A 17259-nucleotide genomic window follows, 5' to 3' on the forward strand; every position below is an offset into this window, starting at 1 on the left:
AATTTCTGTTAGAAGGTAACATGTCTGAATTAGATAATTTTATTTTCAGTAATATGCTTATTGTCATTATCTGATGATTGCTATGCAAGTAGCCTAAGTTAAGGCTGATGGGGATACTTATAATTGACAACCGGGTAAACAGTACAGTTTGCCATCGGTAATGATAGCGAATCTATATAACAGATAAATTTGAGCATAATAGGTGTCTGATAAAGGCAGGAATACCTATCAGTCGAAATTGAGCTGCTATGCTTTTATAAATGTGCAGACAGGTGATGGCTGTAAAAACGCATACAGCCAAACTAATCAGATGGATGGGTAAATGAACCCTAGAATAGATGCGATAAATTACCAAAAACAGATAAAAATAATAATCAGATAATGGCAGGATACCAGCTGCAGAATGCCCGTATTACCGGACATTCTCATGCACATAAAGTAGGTAAAATCAGGTGTTATTCTGCCGATAATCACCTGTTATGAAAAACTATTTGCTGTATCGGTATAAAGGCAGAATCATGACCGGATAAGTAAAGATAAAAGTTATAAAAACTGAGGAAATAAATGATTTATGAGCAGAATAGCAGAGACGTTCTGACTATTATTGCGCCCATTTGCGACACAGGGCCAGAATATCTGCACCGAAATTTCTGATTTTACTTTCACCTAATCCATAAATATGGTTTAAATCAGCCAGTGTGGCCGGCGGATGCCGGACTAAATCCTGTAATGTCCGGTCGGCAAAAATGGTATAGGCTGGTACATTGTTTTTGCTGGCGCGTTCTTTACGCCAGTTGCGCAGCGTTTGCCACAGACGTTCTTCGCGTTCAGTACGCAGCCAGGTATCAGTATTGCGATTGTTGCGGGTTTTATCATGCTTCAATGGTCGCAGCCAGACCTGTTGCTGGTTTTTTAATACTGCCCGTGCCTGCTCAGTAAGCTGTAATGCCTGATTGGCTATATCAACATTCAGATACCCTGACGCAACGCATTGCCGTACCACTGTACGCCACTCTTTAACTGTTAATTCACTGCCTATACCGAAAGTAGATAAATGCTGGTGTCCGCAGCGTATTACCAAGTCTGATTCGCGACCGCGTAAAACATCAATCACATGTCCGGTAGCAAAACGCTGTTTTACCCGATACACGCACGAAAGTAATTTTTGTGCCAGTACAGTGCCGTCAAATCTGCTGGGCGGGTCAGTGCAGTTGTCGCAATGTCCGCAGGACTCACCTTCCTCTCCGAAATAGCGCAGCAAGAGCCGGCGGCGGCAGTCTGCAGTCTCACAAAAGGCCAGCATGGCATCGAGTTTTTGTAAATCAATGCGTTTTTGCGCTTCATCGCGCTCAGCAAGCTCAATCCGTTCGCGCAATAGTACCCAGTCATTCAGGCCATAACACAGCCAGCTGGTGGCAGGCAGGCCGTCACGGCCGGCACGCCCTGATTCCTGATAAAAATGTTCAATGCTGGCAGGCATATCAAGATGGGCAACAAAACGTACATCCGGTTTATCTATACCCATACCAAATGCTACTGTTGCTACGATAATAATGCCATCTTCCTGTGTGAAGCGGCGCTGATTTCGGCTGCGTATTTCCCAGTCCAGTCCGGCATGATAGGGCAGGGCAGTCAGACCGTTTTCGCTTAGAAAAGCAGCAATATCTTCCACACGCTTGCGTGACAGACAATACACAATACCATTCTCTCCGGACATCTGGCTGCGGATGAATTGTAATAACTGTTTCTTACCGTTGTTTTTTTCAATAACCTGATAGTCAATATTCGGGCGGTTAAAGCTGGAAACAAATAATCGTGCGTCTGTTAAATCCAGATAGTGCTGAATATCTGCTCTGGTGGCATTATCTGCTGTGGCAGTAAGGGCAATACGCGGAATACCGGCAAATTCGTCTGCCAGAATGCTCAGTTGCTGATATTCAGGACGAAAATCATGTCCCCACTGGCTGACACAATGAGCCTCATCAATCGCAAACAGGCTAATACGGGTATTGTGTAAAAACTGTAAAAAACGTGGCATAACCAGACGTTCCGGTGCTACATATAATAACTTCAGATGCTCAGCCGCGATTTCATCAGCAATGCGCTGTATCTCTTCACTACTGGTGCCTCCGTGTACACAGGCGGCAGAAATACCATTGACATTCAGAGCTGTAACCTGATCCTGCATCAGTGCGATCAGTGGTGAAATCACAATAGCGACACCATCGCGCATTAATGCCGGAATTTGATAACATAAAGACTTGCCCGCGCCGGTAGGCATCAGTACCAGTGCATTATGACCGCTGGCTACTGTGTCGATAATTTTTGCCTGTTGTCCGCGAAATTCCGGATAGCCGAAAACATCGTGTAAAATTTGCTCGGCATGGGTCACAAAACACCTGTTACATTTAATCTGAAACGGGTATTGTACTGCAATTTACCTTTATTTCCGACAGCTACCTGATGGCTGTTGCAAGGAATTAGCATGAAAATCATTTATTTCCGTCACCTGATAACCAGTTTGGCTGTTTGTGCTATTCTGGCTGCATGTACTACCACCAATGTTCCGAAAGCCAGCGGCAGCTGGGTTGAGCTTGGTGTATCCGCCAGTGGTAATATCCAGTATGCGCTTGATAGCGGCAGTATTAAACGCCAGGGTAATCTGGTTACTTTCCGCGATCGCAAAACCGTTATCGACCCTAAACAGCAATATTACAGTAACACACCGGCTTATAAAACCGCACTGAGTACAACACAGATTGACTGTAGTCGTAAAATATTCCGGGTACTTGATGTAGAGTTGCTGGATGCGCATGGCGAACTGATTCGTCAGGATCATTTTGGTGAAACAGACTTGCGCCCGATGGGTATTACCAGTGGTTCAGCTTCCGAACAGCAATATCAGCATGTATGTGCACATTAATTCTAATTAAGATTAATTCTGATTAAGAAAGTTAGCAGGCATGAAAGTAAAATATAGCTTGTGGTTGATTTTAGGTCTGGCGGTTACGGCATGGGCTGAATCTCCTGCCGATGTTGAATTACTCAGTGCTCAGAAAGCTTATCAGGCGGCACTGTCAGCACAAAGTGCCAGCCAGAATAAAGCATTGCAATTGCAAACTCAGTTGCAATCGGCGCAGTTACAGCTGAAAAATGCACAGGATAATGTTACTCGTCTGCAAAATGATTTTAATCAGGCTGATGTTCAGCGCCAGCAGGCTGATGCTGCATTACAGGCAGCCGGTACCAGACTTGATGCCGCATGGCAGGGTGTGCACGGCCGTTAAAACAGACAGACTGCAATAACTGCCGGGGTGAAAAATCTCTTTGCATTTTTACATGCCTGACAAATGGCAACAGCTCGCGTAAAATAGCACTATTTTGCTCAGGCATTGTTTCTTGAAAAAACAATGCTATGGAATCAACTGTTGTCAAATGAATTATCCGATTGAATACGATGTAATTGTGGTGGGCGGCGGACATGCCGGTACAGAGGCGGCTTTGGCCGCTGCGCGTATGGGTGCGCAAACATTATTACTTACCCACAATATCGAAACTCTGGGACAAATGTCGTGTAATCCGTCGATCGGCGGCATCGGCAAAGGTCATCTGGTGCGCGAACTGGATGCACTGGGCGGGGCAATGGCGCTGGCTGCTGATTACGGAGGTATTCAATTTCGTCGCCTGAATGCATCAAAAGGACCGGCAGTACGTGCAACACGGGCACAGGCTGACCGCATTCTGTATAAAGCAGCTATCCGTTCCATGCTGGAGAATCAGCCGAACCTGCAATTATTTCAGCAGCAGGTAGAAGATATTGTTGTGGAACATGGCCGTGCTGTCGGAGTAATGACGGCAATGGGTGTTATATTCCGTAGTCGTGCAGTGGTGCTGACGGCTGGTACCTTTCTGGCTGGTAAAATTCATATTGGTCTGGAAAACTATGCCGGTGGCCGTGCCGGTGATCCGGCTGCCCAGCGTTTATCAGGCTGCCTGAAAGAGCTGAATTTACCGCAGGGACGTCTGAAAACCGGTACCCCGCCAAGAATTGATGGTCGCAGTATTGATTTCAGCCAGCTTAAAGAACAGCCGGGCGACAATCCGGCACCAGTATTTTCAGTACGTGGCAGCCGGGAGATACATCCGCAGCAGATTTCCTGCTGGATTACCCATACTAATAGCCACACCCACGATATTATCCGTAGCGGTTTCGACCGCAGCCCGATGTTTACCGGTAAGATTGAGGGAGTCGGTCCACGTTACTGTCCTTCTATAGAAGATAAAATCAATCGTTTTGCCGATAAAGAAAGCCATCAGATTTTTCTGGAACCTGAAGGGCTGAAAACACGCGAATATTATCCGAACGGTATTTCTACCAGTCTGCCGTTTGATATTCAGTTAAAGCTGGTGCATTCAATGCCCGGATTGCAGAATGCACATATCCTGCGCCCCGGTTATGCCATTGAATATGATTACTTTGATCCGCGTAATCTCAAGGCCAGTCTCGAAACCAAAAATATAGCCGGACTGTTTTTTGCCGGACAGATTAACGGTACTACCGGTTATGAAGAAGCTGCTGCTCAGGGCTTACTAGCCGGAACCAATGCTGTATTATATCTGCGTGAAGCAGAACCACTGGTATTGCAACGTGATCAGGCTTATTTGGGTGTACTGGTGGATGATCTGATTACTAAAGGCGTTACTGAGCCGTACCGCATGTTTACCAGTCGTGCCGAATACCGTCTGCAATTGCGTGAAGACAATGCTGATATGCGTTTGACCGGTCTGGGCCGAGCTGTTGGTCTGGTCAATGATGCGCAATGGCAAATATTTCAGCGAAAACAGGAAGCAGTTGAGCGCGAACTGCAACGCATGAGCCACACATGGTATACACCATTGAATCTGCCACTGAGTGATCAGCAGCGGGTGCTGGGTCAGCCACTGAGTAAAGAATCCAGTTTACTGGATATGCTGCGCCGGCCTAATGTCAGCTATGCTGACTTAATGACTTTACCTAATGCACAGCAAGAAGTTCTTGAAGCCGATGCGGCTGAGCAGGTAGAAATTCAGGCCAAATATCAGGGTTATATTGAGCGGCAAAATGAAGAAATCAGTCACCGTCAGAATCTGGAAAAACTAAAATTACCGGCCAGCATTGATTACACGCTGGTAAAAGGCCTTTCCGCAGAGGTACAACAAAAACTGAATCAATTTCGTCCCGAAACAGTTGGACAGGCTTCACGTATATCCGGTATCACACCGGCGGCAGTCGCATTACTGATGGTGCATCTGAAACGGGGTTTTGAGGGAGCAAAAAAATATGAATGACATGAAAACCATGTTGCAACAAGGTTTGCAGCAGATGAATATCGAACTGACTGTTCCGCAGCAATTACAATTACTGGCCTTCGTAGAGCTGTTGAAAAAATGGAATAGTACCTACAATCTGACTGCACTGCGCAATGATCAGGATGTTATCAGTCATCATATTCTCGACAGCCTCACTCTTTTGCCTTATGTAGAGCATGCCAGAGGTCTGATTGACGTAGGCAGCGGCGGTGGTATGCCAGGCATACCCGTAGCTATAGCACGCCCTGATTTGGCTGTCGCCCTGCTTGATGCTAACAGCAAAAAAACATCATTCCTGCAACAGGCAGTAATCGAGCTGGGCTTAAGTAATGTACAAGTTATAACGGCACGGGTAGAAGCCATGGTTGGTGAGCAGTTCGATGTCATTACCAGCAGGGCTTTTGCTGAATTGAATGATTTTGTTACCATCACTAAACAGTTGATGGCAAAAGGCGGTTACTGGGCGGCTATGAAGGGAGTTTATCCCTATGAAGAAATTGAACGGTTACCTGAAAATACAGAACTGATCCGGGTAGATAAACTCAGCGTACCGCATCTGGATGCAGAGCGGCATATGGTTCTGGTACGCAAGAAAGAAAGTGCATGAGTGCGCATATTATTGCAGTAGCCAACCAGAAAGGCGGGGTAGGTAAAACTACAACCGTAGTTAATCTGGCCGCTTCGCTGGTGGAAAAAAAGTCCAGAGTTCTGATAGTTGATCTCGACCCTCAGGGTAATGCCACAACTGGCAGTGGCATTAATAAAGCTAATGTAACCAGCGGAGTTTATGCTGTGTTGCTTGGTAATGAAACTATTCAGCAGGCCATTACTTCTGCTCAGCATGGCGGTTTTGATGTTTTACCTGCTAATCGTGCTCTGGCGGGTGCTGAGGTGGAGCTGGTGCAAGAGTTGGCGCGGGAAATGCGCCTGAAAAATGCACTGGCACAAGTGGCTGATCAGTACGATTACATTATCATTGACTGCCCGCCGACACTGACTTTATTAACCATTAACGGTCTGGTTGCAGCACAGCACATTATTGTACCCATGTTGTGTGAGTATTATGCACTGGAAGGTATTTCCGATCTGATTGCCACCGTGCGTAAAATCCGCCAGGCCATCAATCCGCAACTGGATATTTTAGGTATTGTCCGTACCCTGTACGACCCGCGCAGTTTGCTGGCAAAACAAGTGGACGAACAGCTGGGTACCCACTTTCCCGATAAGCTGTTCAGTACACCGATTCCGCGTAATATACGTCTGGCTGAAGCACCAAGCCATGGCATGCCGGCCTTGCAATATGATCCTCGTGCCACTGGTACCAGAGCCTATCTGGCACTTGCAGATGAAGTATTGCTGCGTACTAGTAAATAAGCAGTTAATAAGCATAAATTAAATGTATTTATGTAATAACAGCCTTTGCCACAATGTGGTGTTAATCCGGAAATTAAAGAGCAATACATGGTAAAAGCAAAAGGTTTGGGTGCAGGACTGGATGCCCTGCTTGGTTCCGGTAGCGATATTACCGGAGGGGATCGTTTAACAACAGTAGCAGTTACAGATATTATTCCCGGGCGTTATCAGCCTCGAACCCAGATTGATGATGAAGGGTTACAGGAACTGGCTGATTCAATTCGTGCTCAGGGCGTTATTCAGCCAGTAATCGTACGTGAAATGGGGCTACATCAGTACGAACTTATCGCTGGTGAGCGTCGCTGGCGTGCTGCTCAGCTTGCCGGGTTGCAGGAAATACCCGTAGTCATCAAAAGTATTACCGATGAAGCTGCGCTGGCCATGGGACTGATTGAAAATATCCAGCGGCAGAACCTGAATCCTATCGAAGAAGCCCGGGGGTTGAAGCGTCTGGTAGATGAATTCGGTCTTACACATGATACAGTAGCCAAAGCAGTTGGACGTAGCCGCAGCAGTATTTCTAACAGTCTCCGTTTACTTAATCTTCCTCAACCGGTTCAGGACCTGATGTATGGCCGTCAGCTGGAAATGGGACATGCCAGAGCTTTATTAACTTTGCCGGTTATCCAGCAAATTGACCTGGCACAGAAAGCAGTACAAAATGGCTGGTCAGTACGGGAAGTTGAGCGTCGCTGTCAGCAAATTCAGGCTAAACCGGAGGCTGCCAAACGCCATCCGGCAGAAAAAAGCAGTGAAGTTCAACAAATAGAAGCGGCGCTTGAGCAGCGTTTTTCTGTGCCTGTGCAGGTACAAAGTAAAAATCAGCGCAGCGGCCGGATTATTCTACAGTTTGATAATCCGGAAACTTTAAGTCATTTATTACAGAAATTAGGACTAGAATAATTCCTGCAAACAGAAATTAACTGTGGCAAAATTGTTTAGTTGGGTTATCAGTTTAAGCAATATTGTAGAAATATATAGAAAAATTAATTAATTAGGTGTAGTTAATTTAACAAAATTTCACAAAATTACTTGACGATATTGTATTAGTTGATTATATTATTGCAGCTTACCGAAGTGTTTTTCAGGGTAACAGAATGAAGTGGATCATGTTTTGGCAAACAGTCATGTTGTTTGCCGCAGTTTGCGTGTCCGCATGGTTGTGGAATTATTCTGCTATCTGGTCAGCAGTATTAGGTGGGCTGAGTTACCTGATACCTACATTACTGGCGATATTAACTATTATTGCTGCAAAAAAATTACCGGCGCTATTACCTGCAACACTGTTAATGGCCGAGATTAGCAAAATTCTGATGATATGCCTGATGATGTTATTGGTGTATTTATGCTATTCCGCTGTTAACTGGTTTGCTTTCCTGACAGGACTAATACTGGTCAGTCAGGCTGGATTGTTCACATTTAGAAAAAGATTGTTATTATGAGCGGCACAGAGATGACTCCGGGCGAATATATTAGCCATCATTTAATTAATTACACCCAGAAATCACCAGATTATCAGACAAATCTGGTTGATTTCTCATTTCTTGATCTGGATACACTATTCTTTTCCATTTTGACCGGTGTAATCGCTTCTGCTATCTTGTTTATAGCAGCAAAACGTATGAAAGCAGACGTGCCAACCCGTTTTCAGGCTGCAATTGAATTGCTGATTGAATTCGTTGACAGTGCCTGCAAAGATATGATTCATAACGAGAAATCTCGTAAGATTATTGCTCCTCTGGGGCTGACTGTATTCATGTGGATTCTCTTCATGAATATCATGGATTTATTGCCAGTAGATTTACTGCCATGGGCATGGCAGCATGCTACCGGTGATCATCATGCCTATTTGCGTGTAGTACCTACTGCCGATCTGAATGCAACCATGGCCATGGCGATTTCAGTCTTGTTTTTATGTTTTGTTTATAATATTAAAATCAAGGGACTGGGTGGCTGGATTCATGAATTATTCAGTGTGCCGTTCGGTAACAAAGTTTGGTTGTTTATCCCAAACTTTCTGATGAATATTATTGAGTTTTTCTCCAAAACCCTTTCACATGGTATGCGACTGTTCGGTAATATGTATGCCGGTGAAATTCTGTTTATGGTTATTGCCTTAATGGGTGGTGCATGGGGTGTGTCCGGTGCCGCCGGTGTCAGTGATGTTATGCTGTTTATCCTGCAGATTATTGCAGGTCTGGCATGGGCTATATTCCATATTCTGGTAATCGCCCTGCAGGCCTATCTCTTTATGGTACTGACTTTTGTTTATCTGGGTCAGGCTCACGATTCCCATTAAGGGTCAGTTTATTTGTTGTAGTATTCTCTTTTTTTATATTTAAGGAGTTAAGTAAATGGGTGGTTTAATCGCTATCGCTTGTGGTCTGATGATTGGTATTTCTGCAATGGGTGCCTCTATCGGTATTGGTATGCTGGGTGCAAAATACATGGAATCTTCTGCCCGTCAGCCTGAATTAATGGGCTCATTGCTGGGTAAATTCTTCATTATCATGGGTATGATTGATGCTACGTTCATTATCTCCCTGGGCGTATCATTCTTATACTTTATCAAAATTGGTGGCTGATAAACTTGGATTTGCTGGTTGTTAACTGTTTTAATTAATAAACACAAATTCTAAAGGTTTAATCGTGAATATCAATGCAACCCTAATCGCACAAGTACTCGTTTTTATCATGTTTGTGCTATTTACGATGAAATTCGTATGGCCACCCATTGTCAAAGTACTTGATGCCCGTGCCGACAAAATTGCCGAAGGTTTGGCTGCTGCCGAACGCGGGAAAAACGATTTTGCTCAGGCGGAAAAACGCGTTGCTGATATCTTAGCCGAGGGTCGCAGTCAGGTCTCCGAAATGGTGGCCAATGCAGAAAAGCGTGCCGCGCAGATTGTTGAAGATGCCAAAACGCAGGCATCAGAAGAAGCTGCCCGTATAATGGCTCAGGCAAAAGCTGATGTTGAGCAGGAAGCCAACAGAGCCCGTGAAGCATTGCGTCAACAGGTGGCTGATTTGGTTGTTAAAGGTGCCGAATCTATCCTGCGCAGCGAAGTTAATCCTTCACGTCACGCTGATTTACTGGCGAACCTGAAACAGGAGCTGTAATCCCATGGCTGAGTTCGCAACCATAGCCAGACCATATGCAAAGGCATTATTCAGTCTGGCACAAGAACAGAATCAAATTGAGTCTTGGTTGGACGAACTGAAAACACTGGCTGAAATTATTCTGCAACCTAAAGTGCAGTTACTGATTGACGAGCCGGAATGCGAATACACAGAAAAGGCAAAACAAATCCTGTCATTAGTGGATTTTACGCCGGCTGATGAATTAAAAAATTTCATCTTTCTGTTAGCGCAGAACAAACGCTTAACAGTTTTGCCAGAAATTTATACGTTATTCCAAGACTATGCTTTGTCCCTAAACGACATAAAAGAGGCCACTGTATATACGGCTTATCCCATTGACGAACAACAATTTACACAAGTCGTTTTAGATATGGAAGCCCATTTCAAAAGCCGGTTGAAAGCGCGTCAGGTGGTTGCCCCGGAATTGATTGGTGGCGTAAAAGTAGAAGTTGGTGACCAAGTATTGGATTTGTCGGTGCAAGGCAGATTAAACAGCCTGCATACGGCATTGATGAATTAGGAGAGTTTTCATGCAGCTTAATCCTGCTGAAATTAGCGATTTGATTAAAGCTAAAATCGCAAACCTGAACGTTGATTCAGAATTACGTACCCGCGGTACTGTAATGTCTGTAACTGACGGGATTGTGCGCGTTCACGGCTTATCAGACGTGATGCAAGGTGAAATGCTCGAGTTTCCCGGCAATACATTTGGTCTCGCCATGAACCTGGAGCGCGATTCTGTAGGTGCCGTGATTCTGGGTGAATCAGAACATATTAAGGAAGGTGACGAAGTTACCTGTACCGGCCGAATTCTGGAAGTACCGGTTGGCCGTGAACTGATTGGTCGCGTAGTTGATGCACTTGGCCGCCCGATCGATGGCAAAGGTCCGATTAATACTACACACACTGCTCCGGTAGAAAAAATTGCTCCCGGGGTGATTGCACGTCAGTCTGTAGATCAGCCAATGCAAACCGGTTTGAAAGCCATTGACTCAATGGTACCGATTGGTCGTGGTCAGCGTGAGCTGATTATTGGTGACCGTCAGACTGGTAAAACAGCCGTGGCACTTGATGCCATTGTTAACCAGAAAGATACCGGTGTTATCTGTATTTATGTTGCTATCGGTCAGAAAGCTTCTTCCATTGCCAGTGTAGTACGTAAACTGGAAGAACATGGTGCCATGGATCACACCATCATTATTGCTGCCACTGCATCAGAAGCAGCTGCACTGCAATATATTGCGCCATATGCCGGTTGCAGTATGGGTGAATATTTCCGTGATAACGGCGAAGATGCGCTGATTGTATACGATGATTTGTCTAAACAGGCTGTGGCGTATCGTCAGATTTCCCTGCTTTTGCGTCGTCCGCCAGGCCGCGAGGCTTATCCGGGTGATGTATTCTATCTGCATTCACGTTTGCTGGAACGCGCTTCCCGCATTAATGCACATGAGGTAGAAGAACTGACCAAAGGTGCCGTTAAAGGTAAAACTGGTTCTCTGACTGCTTTGCCAATTATTGAAACTCAGGCCGGTGACGTATCTGCATTCGTACCTACTAATGTAATTTCGATTACAGACGGTCAGATATTCCTGGAAACAGACCTGTTTAACTCTGGTATTCGTCCTGCTATCAATGCCGGTATTTCAGTATCCCGTGTAGGTGGTGCAGCACAGACTAAAGTCATTAAAAAGCTGGGCGGCGGTATTCGTCTGGCACTGGCACAGTACCGTGAACTGGCTGCATTCTCGCAGTTTGCTTCTGATCTGGATGAAGCTACCCGTAAACAGCTGCGTCATGGTGAAGTTGTGACGGAACTGATGAAACAGAAGCAGTTCAGTACACTGAGCACAGGTGAAATGGCGCTGACACTGTGGGCGATTAATAACGGCTCTTATGATGATGTGCCGGTATCAAAAGCATTGGCCTTTGAAGCAGAATTTTTAAGCTATGTGCGTACCCAGTGTCCGAATGTGTTACAGGACATTGATACAACCGGCGCTTTGAGCGATGATAATGCCAAAGCATTGGACAACGCCATGAAGACCTTCAAATCGTCTTACAGCTTTGCGTAAGCGTGTTATTGAAAGGAGTCTGAAATGGCAGTAGGAAAAGAGATTCTCACCAGAATTCGCAGTGTTCAGAATACTCAAAAGATCACTAAAGCGATGCAGATGGTGTCAACCTCTAAAATGCGGAAGACTCAGGAACGGATGCGTCAGGCGCGTCCGTATGCCGATAAAATTCGTCTGGTGATGAGCCATCTGGCACAAACCCATTCTACTCATAATGTACCTTTATTGCGCAGTAATAATGACAGCAAGCGTGTTGGCTTTATTGTTATTACCACAGATAAAGGCTTGTGCGGCGGATTGAATGCAAATATTTTAAAAGCATTCTTTCATAAGGTGCAGGAATGTGAGCAGAATGGTCTGGATGCAGAGATTGTGTGTCTGGGCGGTAAAGGGCTGGCAGCCTGTAACCGTGTGGGTCTGAATGTCATTGCCAGTGCTGTGGGTTTGGGTGATACACCCAAAGTAGCTACATTATTAGGTCCGTTAACGGAAATTTTCCAGCGCTATGCCGAAGGTAAACTGGATGCTATTTATCTGGTTTATGCCGGTTTTATCAATACTATGCGTCAGGAAGCACGTCTGGAAACCCTGTTGCCGATTGGTCAGAATGTTCTGGATGAAGTATCTGAAAGCAAAGAGTTCGGCTGGGAATATGTATACGAACCATCACCACAGCAGGTGCTGGAATTTTTAGTCCGCCGTTATTTAGAGTCTGTGGTTTATCAGGCCTTATCTGAAAATATGGCTGCCGAACAGGCTGCACGTATGGTAGCGATGAAAGCTGCTACTGATAATGCAAGTAATGCCATTAAAGAATTGCGTCTGATATATAACAAATCGCGTCAGGCAGCGATTACCACAGAGTTGTCAGAAATTGTGGCCGGTGCTGCTGCTGTTTAAGCAGAACAGGTCAAATAAACTTAGGATGCGATAATGAGCCAAGGCAAAATCGTACAAATCATTGGTGCGGTAGTGGACGTTGAATTTCCGCATGATACTATCCCCAATGTGTATGACGCTCTTAAACTGGTTGATACTGATTTAACTCTGGAAGTTGAACAGTTACTGGGTGATGGTATTGTACGTACCATTCCGATGGGTACTTCCGATGGTCTGAAACGCGGTATGGCCGTAATCAATACCGGTGCTCCGATTACCGTACCGGTAGGCACAGCTACTCTGGGCCGGATTATGGACGTTTTGGGTCACCCGGTAGATGAGGCAGGTGAAATCAAAACCGATACTACCCGTTCTATTCATCAGCAGGCACCGAAATTTGATGAACTTTCCAGCTCTACTGAATTGCTGGAAACCGGCATCAAGGTGATTGATTTGCTGTGCCCGTTTGCTAAAGGCGGTAAAGTTGGTCTGTTCGGTGGTGCCGGTGTGGGTAAAACCGTCAACATGATGGAACTGATTAATAATATTGCTAAAGCACACAGTGGTTTGTCTGTGTTTGCCGGCGTTGGTGAACGTACCCGTGAAGGTAACGACTTTTATCACGAGATGAAAGATTCCAACGTACTGGATAAAGTAGCGATGGTGTATGGTCAGATGAATGAGCCACCGGGTAACCGTCTGCGTGTGGCATTAACCGGGCTGACCATGGCGGAATATTTCCGTGATGAAAAAGATGAAAATGGTAAAGGTCGCGATGTATTGCTGTTCATCGATAACATTTACCGTTACACACTGGCCGGTACTGAAGTATCTGCATTATTAGGACGTATGCCGTCTGCTGTGGGTTATCAGCCGACACTGGCTGAAGAGATGGGACGCTTACAGGAGCGTATTGCTTCCACTAAAACTGGTTCTATCACGTCTATTCAGGCCGTATATGTACCTGCGGATGACTTGACTGACCCGTCTCCGGCTACTACTTTTGCCCACTTGGATGCTACAGTCGTGCTGAGCCGTGATATTGCCTCTTTAGGTATTTATCCTGCTGTAGATCCGCTGGATTCCACTTCCCGTCAGCTTGATCCTGCTGTAATCGGTCAGGAACATTATGATGTTGCACGCGGTGTACAGACTACTCTGCAAAAATACAAAGAATTAAACGATATTATTGCAATTCTGGGTATGGATGAATTATCTGATGAAGACAAGCTGACTGTAAACCGTGCGCGTAAAATTCAGCGCTTTTTGTCACAGCCTTTCCACGTAGCGGAAGTATTTACCGGTGCGCCGGGTAAATATGTATCTCTGCGTGATACTATTGCCGGCTTTAAGGCTATTCTGAGCGGTGAATATGATCACTTGCCGGAACAGGCTTTCTACATGGTAGGCAATATCGAAGAAGCTGCTGAAAAAGCGAAAACCCTAAACTAAGGAGCACTTGATGAGTACCATGCAAGTGGAAGTGGTGAGCAATGAAGAAAGCATCTACTCCGGAGAAGCGAGTTTTGTAGTCGTGCCTACTCTGGAAGGTGAGCTTGGTATTTTTCCTCGCCATGAACCCATTATGAGCCTGGTGCGTCCTGGTGCCCTGCGTTTGACAGTGCCTGGCCAGAAAGAAGAAATTCTGGTAGCCGTATCAGGTGGTGTCCTGGAAGTACAGCCGGATAAGCTTACGCTGTTGGCGGACGTGGCCGTTCGCAGTGAAGAAATGGATCAGCAGCGTGCCGAAGAGGCTAAAAAAGCAGCAGAATCAGGTATACATGAAGCCAAAGATGATGTTTCTCTGGTAAAAGCACATGTGGCTTTAGCTGCGGCAATTGCCCAACTGAAAACGCTGGACTATTTGCGCACGCATCGAAAATAAACAACTTTGATGGCAATCAATCTATAACTATCTGATTGCCTGACTGAGATGTTGAAAAGCCCGGACAATTTGTCCGGGCTTTTTATATCTGCACAGATTCAATCGAATGTTATCAACAATGAATTCATTAGATATACATCATTTAGTTGTTTAATGGTATCTGATTATGCTGAATATTTTATTGCATACAGGCAACTATGCTATATATGAAGAAAAAATATAAATGATCGTGATTCACTCCGTATCAGCTCACGTAATAAGAGTGTAATATCGGCTCAAACAGATGAATATTACACTCTTGTTGGTAAATCACATTTAACTTCTATGCTTGTTTAGTCGGATAAATAGTTAATTCACTAATATTGGTATCTTCAGGTTGTTCAATAGCAAAATTTACTACGCGCGCAATGGCGTCAGGGCTGATGCCTACCTGTTTATAGAGTTCAGTCATACTTTGTAAAACAGCAGTATCGGTAATGCTTTGTAAAAGCTCGGTATTGATTGCAGCCGGATATAGGGTAGTGGTGCGAATATTGGTTTGTTCGGTTGCACTTTCCTGCCGGATCACTTCCATCAGATTGCGTACAGCAAATTTGGTGGCTCCATAAACACCACAACCCATAAAGCTTTTGATACCGGCTATAGAAGAGGTGGTAATAATATGTCCCGATTTTTGTTTAGTAAAAATCGGCATCACTGCAGCTATACCGTTTAGCACACCTTTCAGATTAATATCAATCATGTCATTCCACTGTTGAGTTTGAACGGCACTGATTGGTGAGTTAGGCATGATTCCGGCGTTATTGAATATCACATCAACGCCCTGAAAATGTTTTTGTGCCAGTTCGACCAGTGTCTGCAGTTGTTCCGGTTGGCGCACATCTGTAACCTGATAAACTGCCTGACCGCCAGATTGAGTAATTTCCTGTTGCAATAATTGCAGTTGCTGTTCACGGCGTGCTGCCAGAACAACTTTAGCTCCGTTCCGAGCCAGTAAGCGGGCTGTTGCCGCACCAATACCGGATGATGCACCGGTAATAATAACAACCTTATTCTGAACACTCATATTTATTCCTTTGCAGATTGTAAAATTGAACATTACCGGCAGAAAATTTAATAAACCGGCATTTACTGTCTTCAAACAAATCAGAATAGTTTGCAAATAAGTCTATAATCTGACAATTAATTTGTTTGATATGATGATTATTGCACAGATTACTTTTTAGTATCGTGATATATTTCTTTAGCCAGATTAAATGCTGACCATGCTTTGGGCCAGCCAACATAAAAAGCCAGATGAGTGATAATCTCAACGATTTCAGTTTCAGTAATACCGTTTTGTCGTCCGATGTTTAAATGCGCGCGTAACTGCTCAAAGTTACCGGCACTGATCAGTGCGGCAATAGTAATCATACTACGCTGGTGCGCTGGTAATTGCTGTTCGCGAGACCACACCTCTCCAAATAGCACATCATCATTAAAATGTGCAAACTGGGGGGCAAAATCACCTAATAAATCATGGCCTGCTGTCTGTTTTTTCATGATTTTCTCCTATAGATTAAAAAAGATAAGTTAAAGATTGTTGTAATCACTGCTGTCTACCGGTTCCAGCCATTCACTTTGACCTTTAGTAATGGCTATATGGCTGAACCAGCTGTCTTTAGTGGCACCATGCCAGTGTTTGACTCCGGCATGAATGACTACCGAATCCCCGGGATTTAGCAGTCGCGCTGGTTTATCTGCTTCCTGATACCAGCCTTGTCCTGCTGTTACAAGCAGAATCTGATAGCCATGCAGATGTTTGTGCCAGTGATTATGGCAGCCCGGCTCAAAAGTAACATTGCTTACATCGACATCTATTTGTTCATCGATAGCGGCTAAATTAGATAAATAGCTTTGGCCGATAAAATATTGTGCATAATTAATATTAATCTTGCCTTGCGGAAAGATCTGTTTGAATGCTGTAGACATGGCTTACTCCTGTTGTTATCAGTATTTGAGTATAAAACTTAAAGTTAACTTTAACTCAAGAGTTATTTTGTATTAAACCATAACCATCAACTTTAGATATAATTTTAATTATGCAAAGATTAAAGTTATAAGATTGTAGATTCTGTTTTAGAAGTATAGCAGTTGTTTCAAGAATATCTATCTTCATCATAGATGTAACGAAAAATATGCTTTTTAAATATATTTGGTGCCACGAATTTCTTATTCTTTGAGATTTTGTCTACTATTTTTTTTGACCATTCGGACTGATTTATTATATTGATAGGTTTGCTTAATCTTTTACTCAAAAGGCGTAGTATTCGATTTTCGAAGCAGTTGTAAGGTTTTTTTCAAATCCAAACCATCTATAAATCCAATTTATTATTAAATGGAAGAGTCAAATGAGATGCCGGATTATCAATTAATAAGTATTTAGCAAACGGATGAACATATATAAAACTTACATCATAATCACTACTTGGTGAAGGAAATCCCTAAGTGCGGCTGCCAGATTCGCAGCAAAATAAT

General features: G+C 44.3%; 19 protein-coding genes and 1 pseudogene. 15 read left to right on the forward strand and 5 right to left on the reverse strand.

Annotated features, from left to right (window positions below):
- Nucleotides 1-601 precede the first annotated feature (601 nt).
- Entirely contained in the window at nt 602-2392 is a 1791-nt protein-coding gene (gene recQ / locus H3U82_RS08575; protein ID WP_198210176.1) for a DNA helicase RecQ, read from the reverse strand.
- Between the two features lie 93 nt (nt 2393-2485).
- On the opposite strand from recQ, the gene H3U82_RS08580 reads away from it, so the two are divergent.
- The 15 genes from H3U82_RS08580 to H3U82_RS08650 all read left to right on the forward strand — a co-directional run bounded on the left by H3U82_RS08580 (nt 2486) and on the right by H3U82_RS08650 (nt 14742).
- Complete coding sequence (locus tag H3U82_RS08580; protein ID WP_037394744.1) at nt 2486-2923, forward strand: surface-adhesin E family protein; 438 nt, start codon at nt 2486-2488, stop codon at nt 2921-2923.
- 40 nt (nt 2924-2963) lie between these two features.
- Nucleotides 2964-3287: a hypothetical protein gene (locus H3U82_RS08585; protein WP_198210178.1), complete on the forward strand. Its 324-nt coding sequence runs from the start codon at nt 2964-2966 to the stop codon at nt 3285-3287.
- A gap of 148 nt (nt 3288-3435) precedes the next feature.
- Nucleotides 3436-5328: a tRNA uridine-5-carboxymethylaminomethyl(34) synthesis enzyme MnmG gene (gene mnmG / locus H3U82_RS08590; RefSeq protein WP_198210180.1), complete on the forward strand. Its 1893-nt coding sequence runs from the start codon at nt 3436-3438 to the stop codon at nt 5326-5328.
- Nucleotides 5321-5956, forward strand: a complete 636-nt coding sequence (rsmG, locus tag H3U82_RS08595; RefSeq protein ID WP_025331631.1) for a 16S rRNA (guanine(527)-N(7))-methyltransferase RsmG — start codon at nt 5321-5323, stop codon at nt 5954-5956. Before mnmG ends, rsmG begins: the two co-directional genes overlap by 8 nt.
- Nucleotides 5953-6723 carry a ParA family protein gene (locus H3U82_RS08600; protein WP_025331630.1) on the forward strand — a complete coding sequence of 257 codons (771 nt, stop codon included), beginning with the start codon at nt 5953-5955 and terminating at the stop codon, nt 6721-6723. The genes rsmG and H3U82_RS08600 overlap by 4 nt, the downstream gene beginning before the upstream one ends.
- A gap of 87 nt (nt 6724-6810) precedes the next feature.
- Nucleotides 6811-7665, forward strand: coding sequence for a ParB/RepB/Spo0J family partition protein (locus tag H3U82_RS08605; protein WP_084586238.1), 855 nt, complete (start codon nt 6811-6813; stop codon nt 7663-7665).
- A gap of 194 nt (nt 7666-7859) precedes the next feature.
- A complete protein-coding gene (locus H3U82_RS08610; protein WP_078475490.1) occupies nt 7860-8204 on the forward strand; it encodes an ATP synthase subunit I in 345 nt (114 codons plus the stop codon).
- Complete coding sequence (atpB, locus tag H3U82_RS08615) at nt 8201-9061, forward strand: F0F1 ATP synthase subunit A (RefSeq protein ID WP_084586237.1); 861 nt, start codon at nt 8201-8203, stop codon at nt 9059-9061. The genes H3U82_RS08610 and atpB overlap by 4 nt, the downstream gene beginning before the upstream one ends.
- Before the next feature lie 55 nt (nt 9062-9116).
- Entirely contained in the window at nt 9117-9347 is a 231-nt protein-coding gene (atpE, locus tag H3U82_RS08620) for a F0F1 ATP synthase subunit C (RefSeq protein WP_078475492.1), read from the forward strand.
- Between the two features lie 64 nt (nt 9348-9411).
- Nucleotides 9412-9882 (forward strand): F0F1 ATP synthase subunit B, encoded by a 471-nt coding sequence (locus H3U82_RS08625; RefSeq protein WP_078475493.1) that lies wholly within the window; start codon nt 9412-9414, stop codon nt 9880-9882.
- A gap of 4 nt (nt 9883-9886) precedes the next feature.
- A complete protein-coding gene (locus H3U82_RS08630) occupies nt 9887-10423 on the forward strand; it encodes a F0F1 ATP synthase subunit delta (protein WP_078475494.1) in 537 nt (178 codons plus the stop codon).
- A gap of 10 nt (nt 10424-10433) precedes the next feature.
- Nucleotides 10434-11978 carry a F0F1 ATP synthase subunit alpha gene (atpA, locus tag H3U82_RS08635; RefSeq protein WP_025331624.1) on the forward strand — a complete coding sequence of 515 codons (1545 nt, stop codon included), beginning with the start codon at nt 10434-10436 and terminating at the stop codon, nt 11976-11978.
- A gap of 24 nt (nt 11979-12002) precedes the next feature.
- Nucleotides 12003-12878 carry a F0F1 ATP synthase subunit gamma gene (gene atpG, locus H3U82_RS08640; RefSeq protein WP_025331623.1) on the forward strand — a complete coding sequence of 292 codons (876 nt, stop codon included), beginning with the start codon at nt 12003-12005 and terminating at the stop codon, nt 12876-12878.
- Nucleotides 12879-12911: 33 nt separating this feature from the next.
- Nucleotides 12912-14309, forward strand: coding sequence for a F0F1 ATP synthase subunit beta (atpD, locus tag H3U82_RS08645; protein WP_025331622.1), 1398 nt, complete (start codon nt 12912-12914; stop codon nt 14307-14309).
- 10 nt (nt 14310-14319) lie between these two features.
- Nucleotides 14320-14742, forward strand: a complete 423-nt coding sequence (locus tag H3U82_RS08650; RefSeq protein WP_025331621.1) for a F0F1 ATP synthase subunit epsilon — start codon at nt 14320-14322, stop codon at nt 14740-14742.
- 322 nt (nt 14743-15064) lie between these two features.
- Here the strand turns inward: H3U82_RS08650 and H3U82_RS08655 are convergent, their stop codons facing one another.
- The 4 genes and pseudogenes from H3U82_RS08655 to H3U82_RS10985 all read right to left on the reverse strand — a co-directional run.
- Complete coding sequence (locus H3U82_RS08655; protein ID WP_084565262.1) at nt 15065-15808, reverse strand: SDR family oxidoreductase; 744 nt, start codon at nt 15806-15808, stop codon at nt 15065-15067.
- A gap of 149 nt (nt 15809-15957) precedes the next feature.
- Nucleotides 15958-16284: a carboxymuconolactone decarboxylase family protein gene (locus H3U82_RS08660; protein WP_084548196.1), complete on the reverse strand. Its 327-nt coding sequence runs from the start codon at nt 16282-16284 to the stop codon at nt 15958-15960.
- Nucleotides 16285-16314: 30 nt separating this feature from the next.
- A complete protein-coding gene (locus H3U82_RS08665; RefSeq protein WP_084551377.1) occupies nt 16315-16713 on the reverse strand; it encodes a cupin domain-containing protein in 399 nt (132 codons plus the stop codon).
- A gap of 383 nt (nt 16714-17096) precedes the next feature.
- A pseudogene (locus H3U82_RS10985) lies at nt 17097-17213 on the reverse strand (DNA polymerase beta superfamily protein); the annotation flags it as partial.
- Nucleotides 17214-17259: the final 46 nt, after the last annotated feature.

Source organism: Snodgrassella sp. W8132 (assembly GCF_016100865.1).
In the GTDB taxonomy this organism is placed as follows: Bacteria; Pseudomonadota; Gammaproteobacteria; order Burkholderiales; family Neisseriaceae; genus Snodgrassella; species Snodgrassella alvi.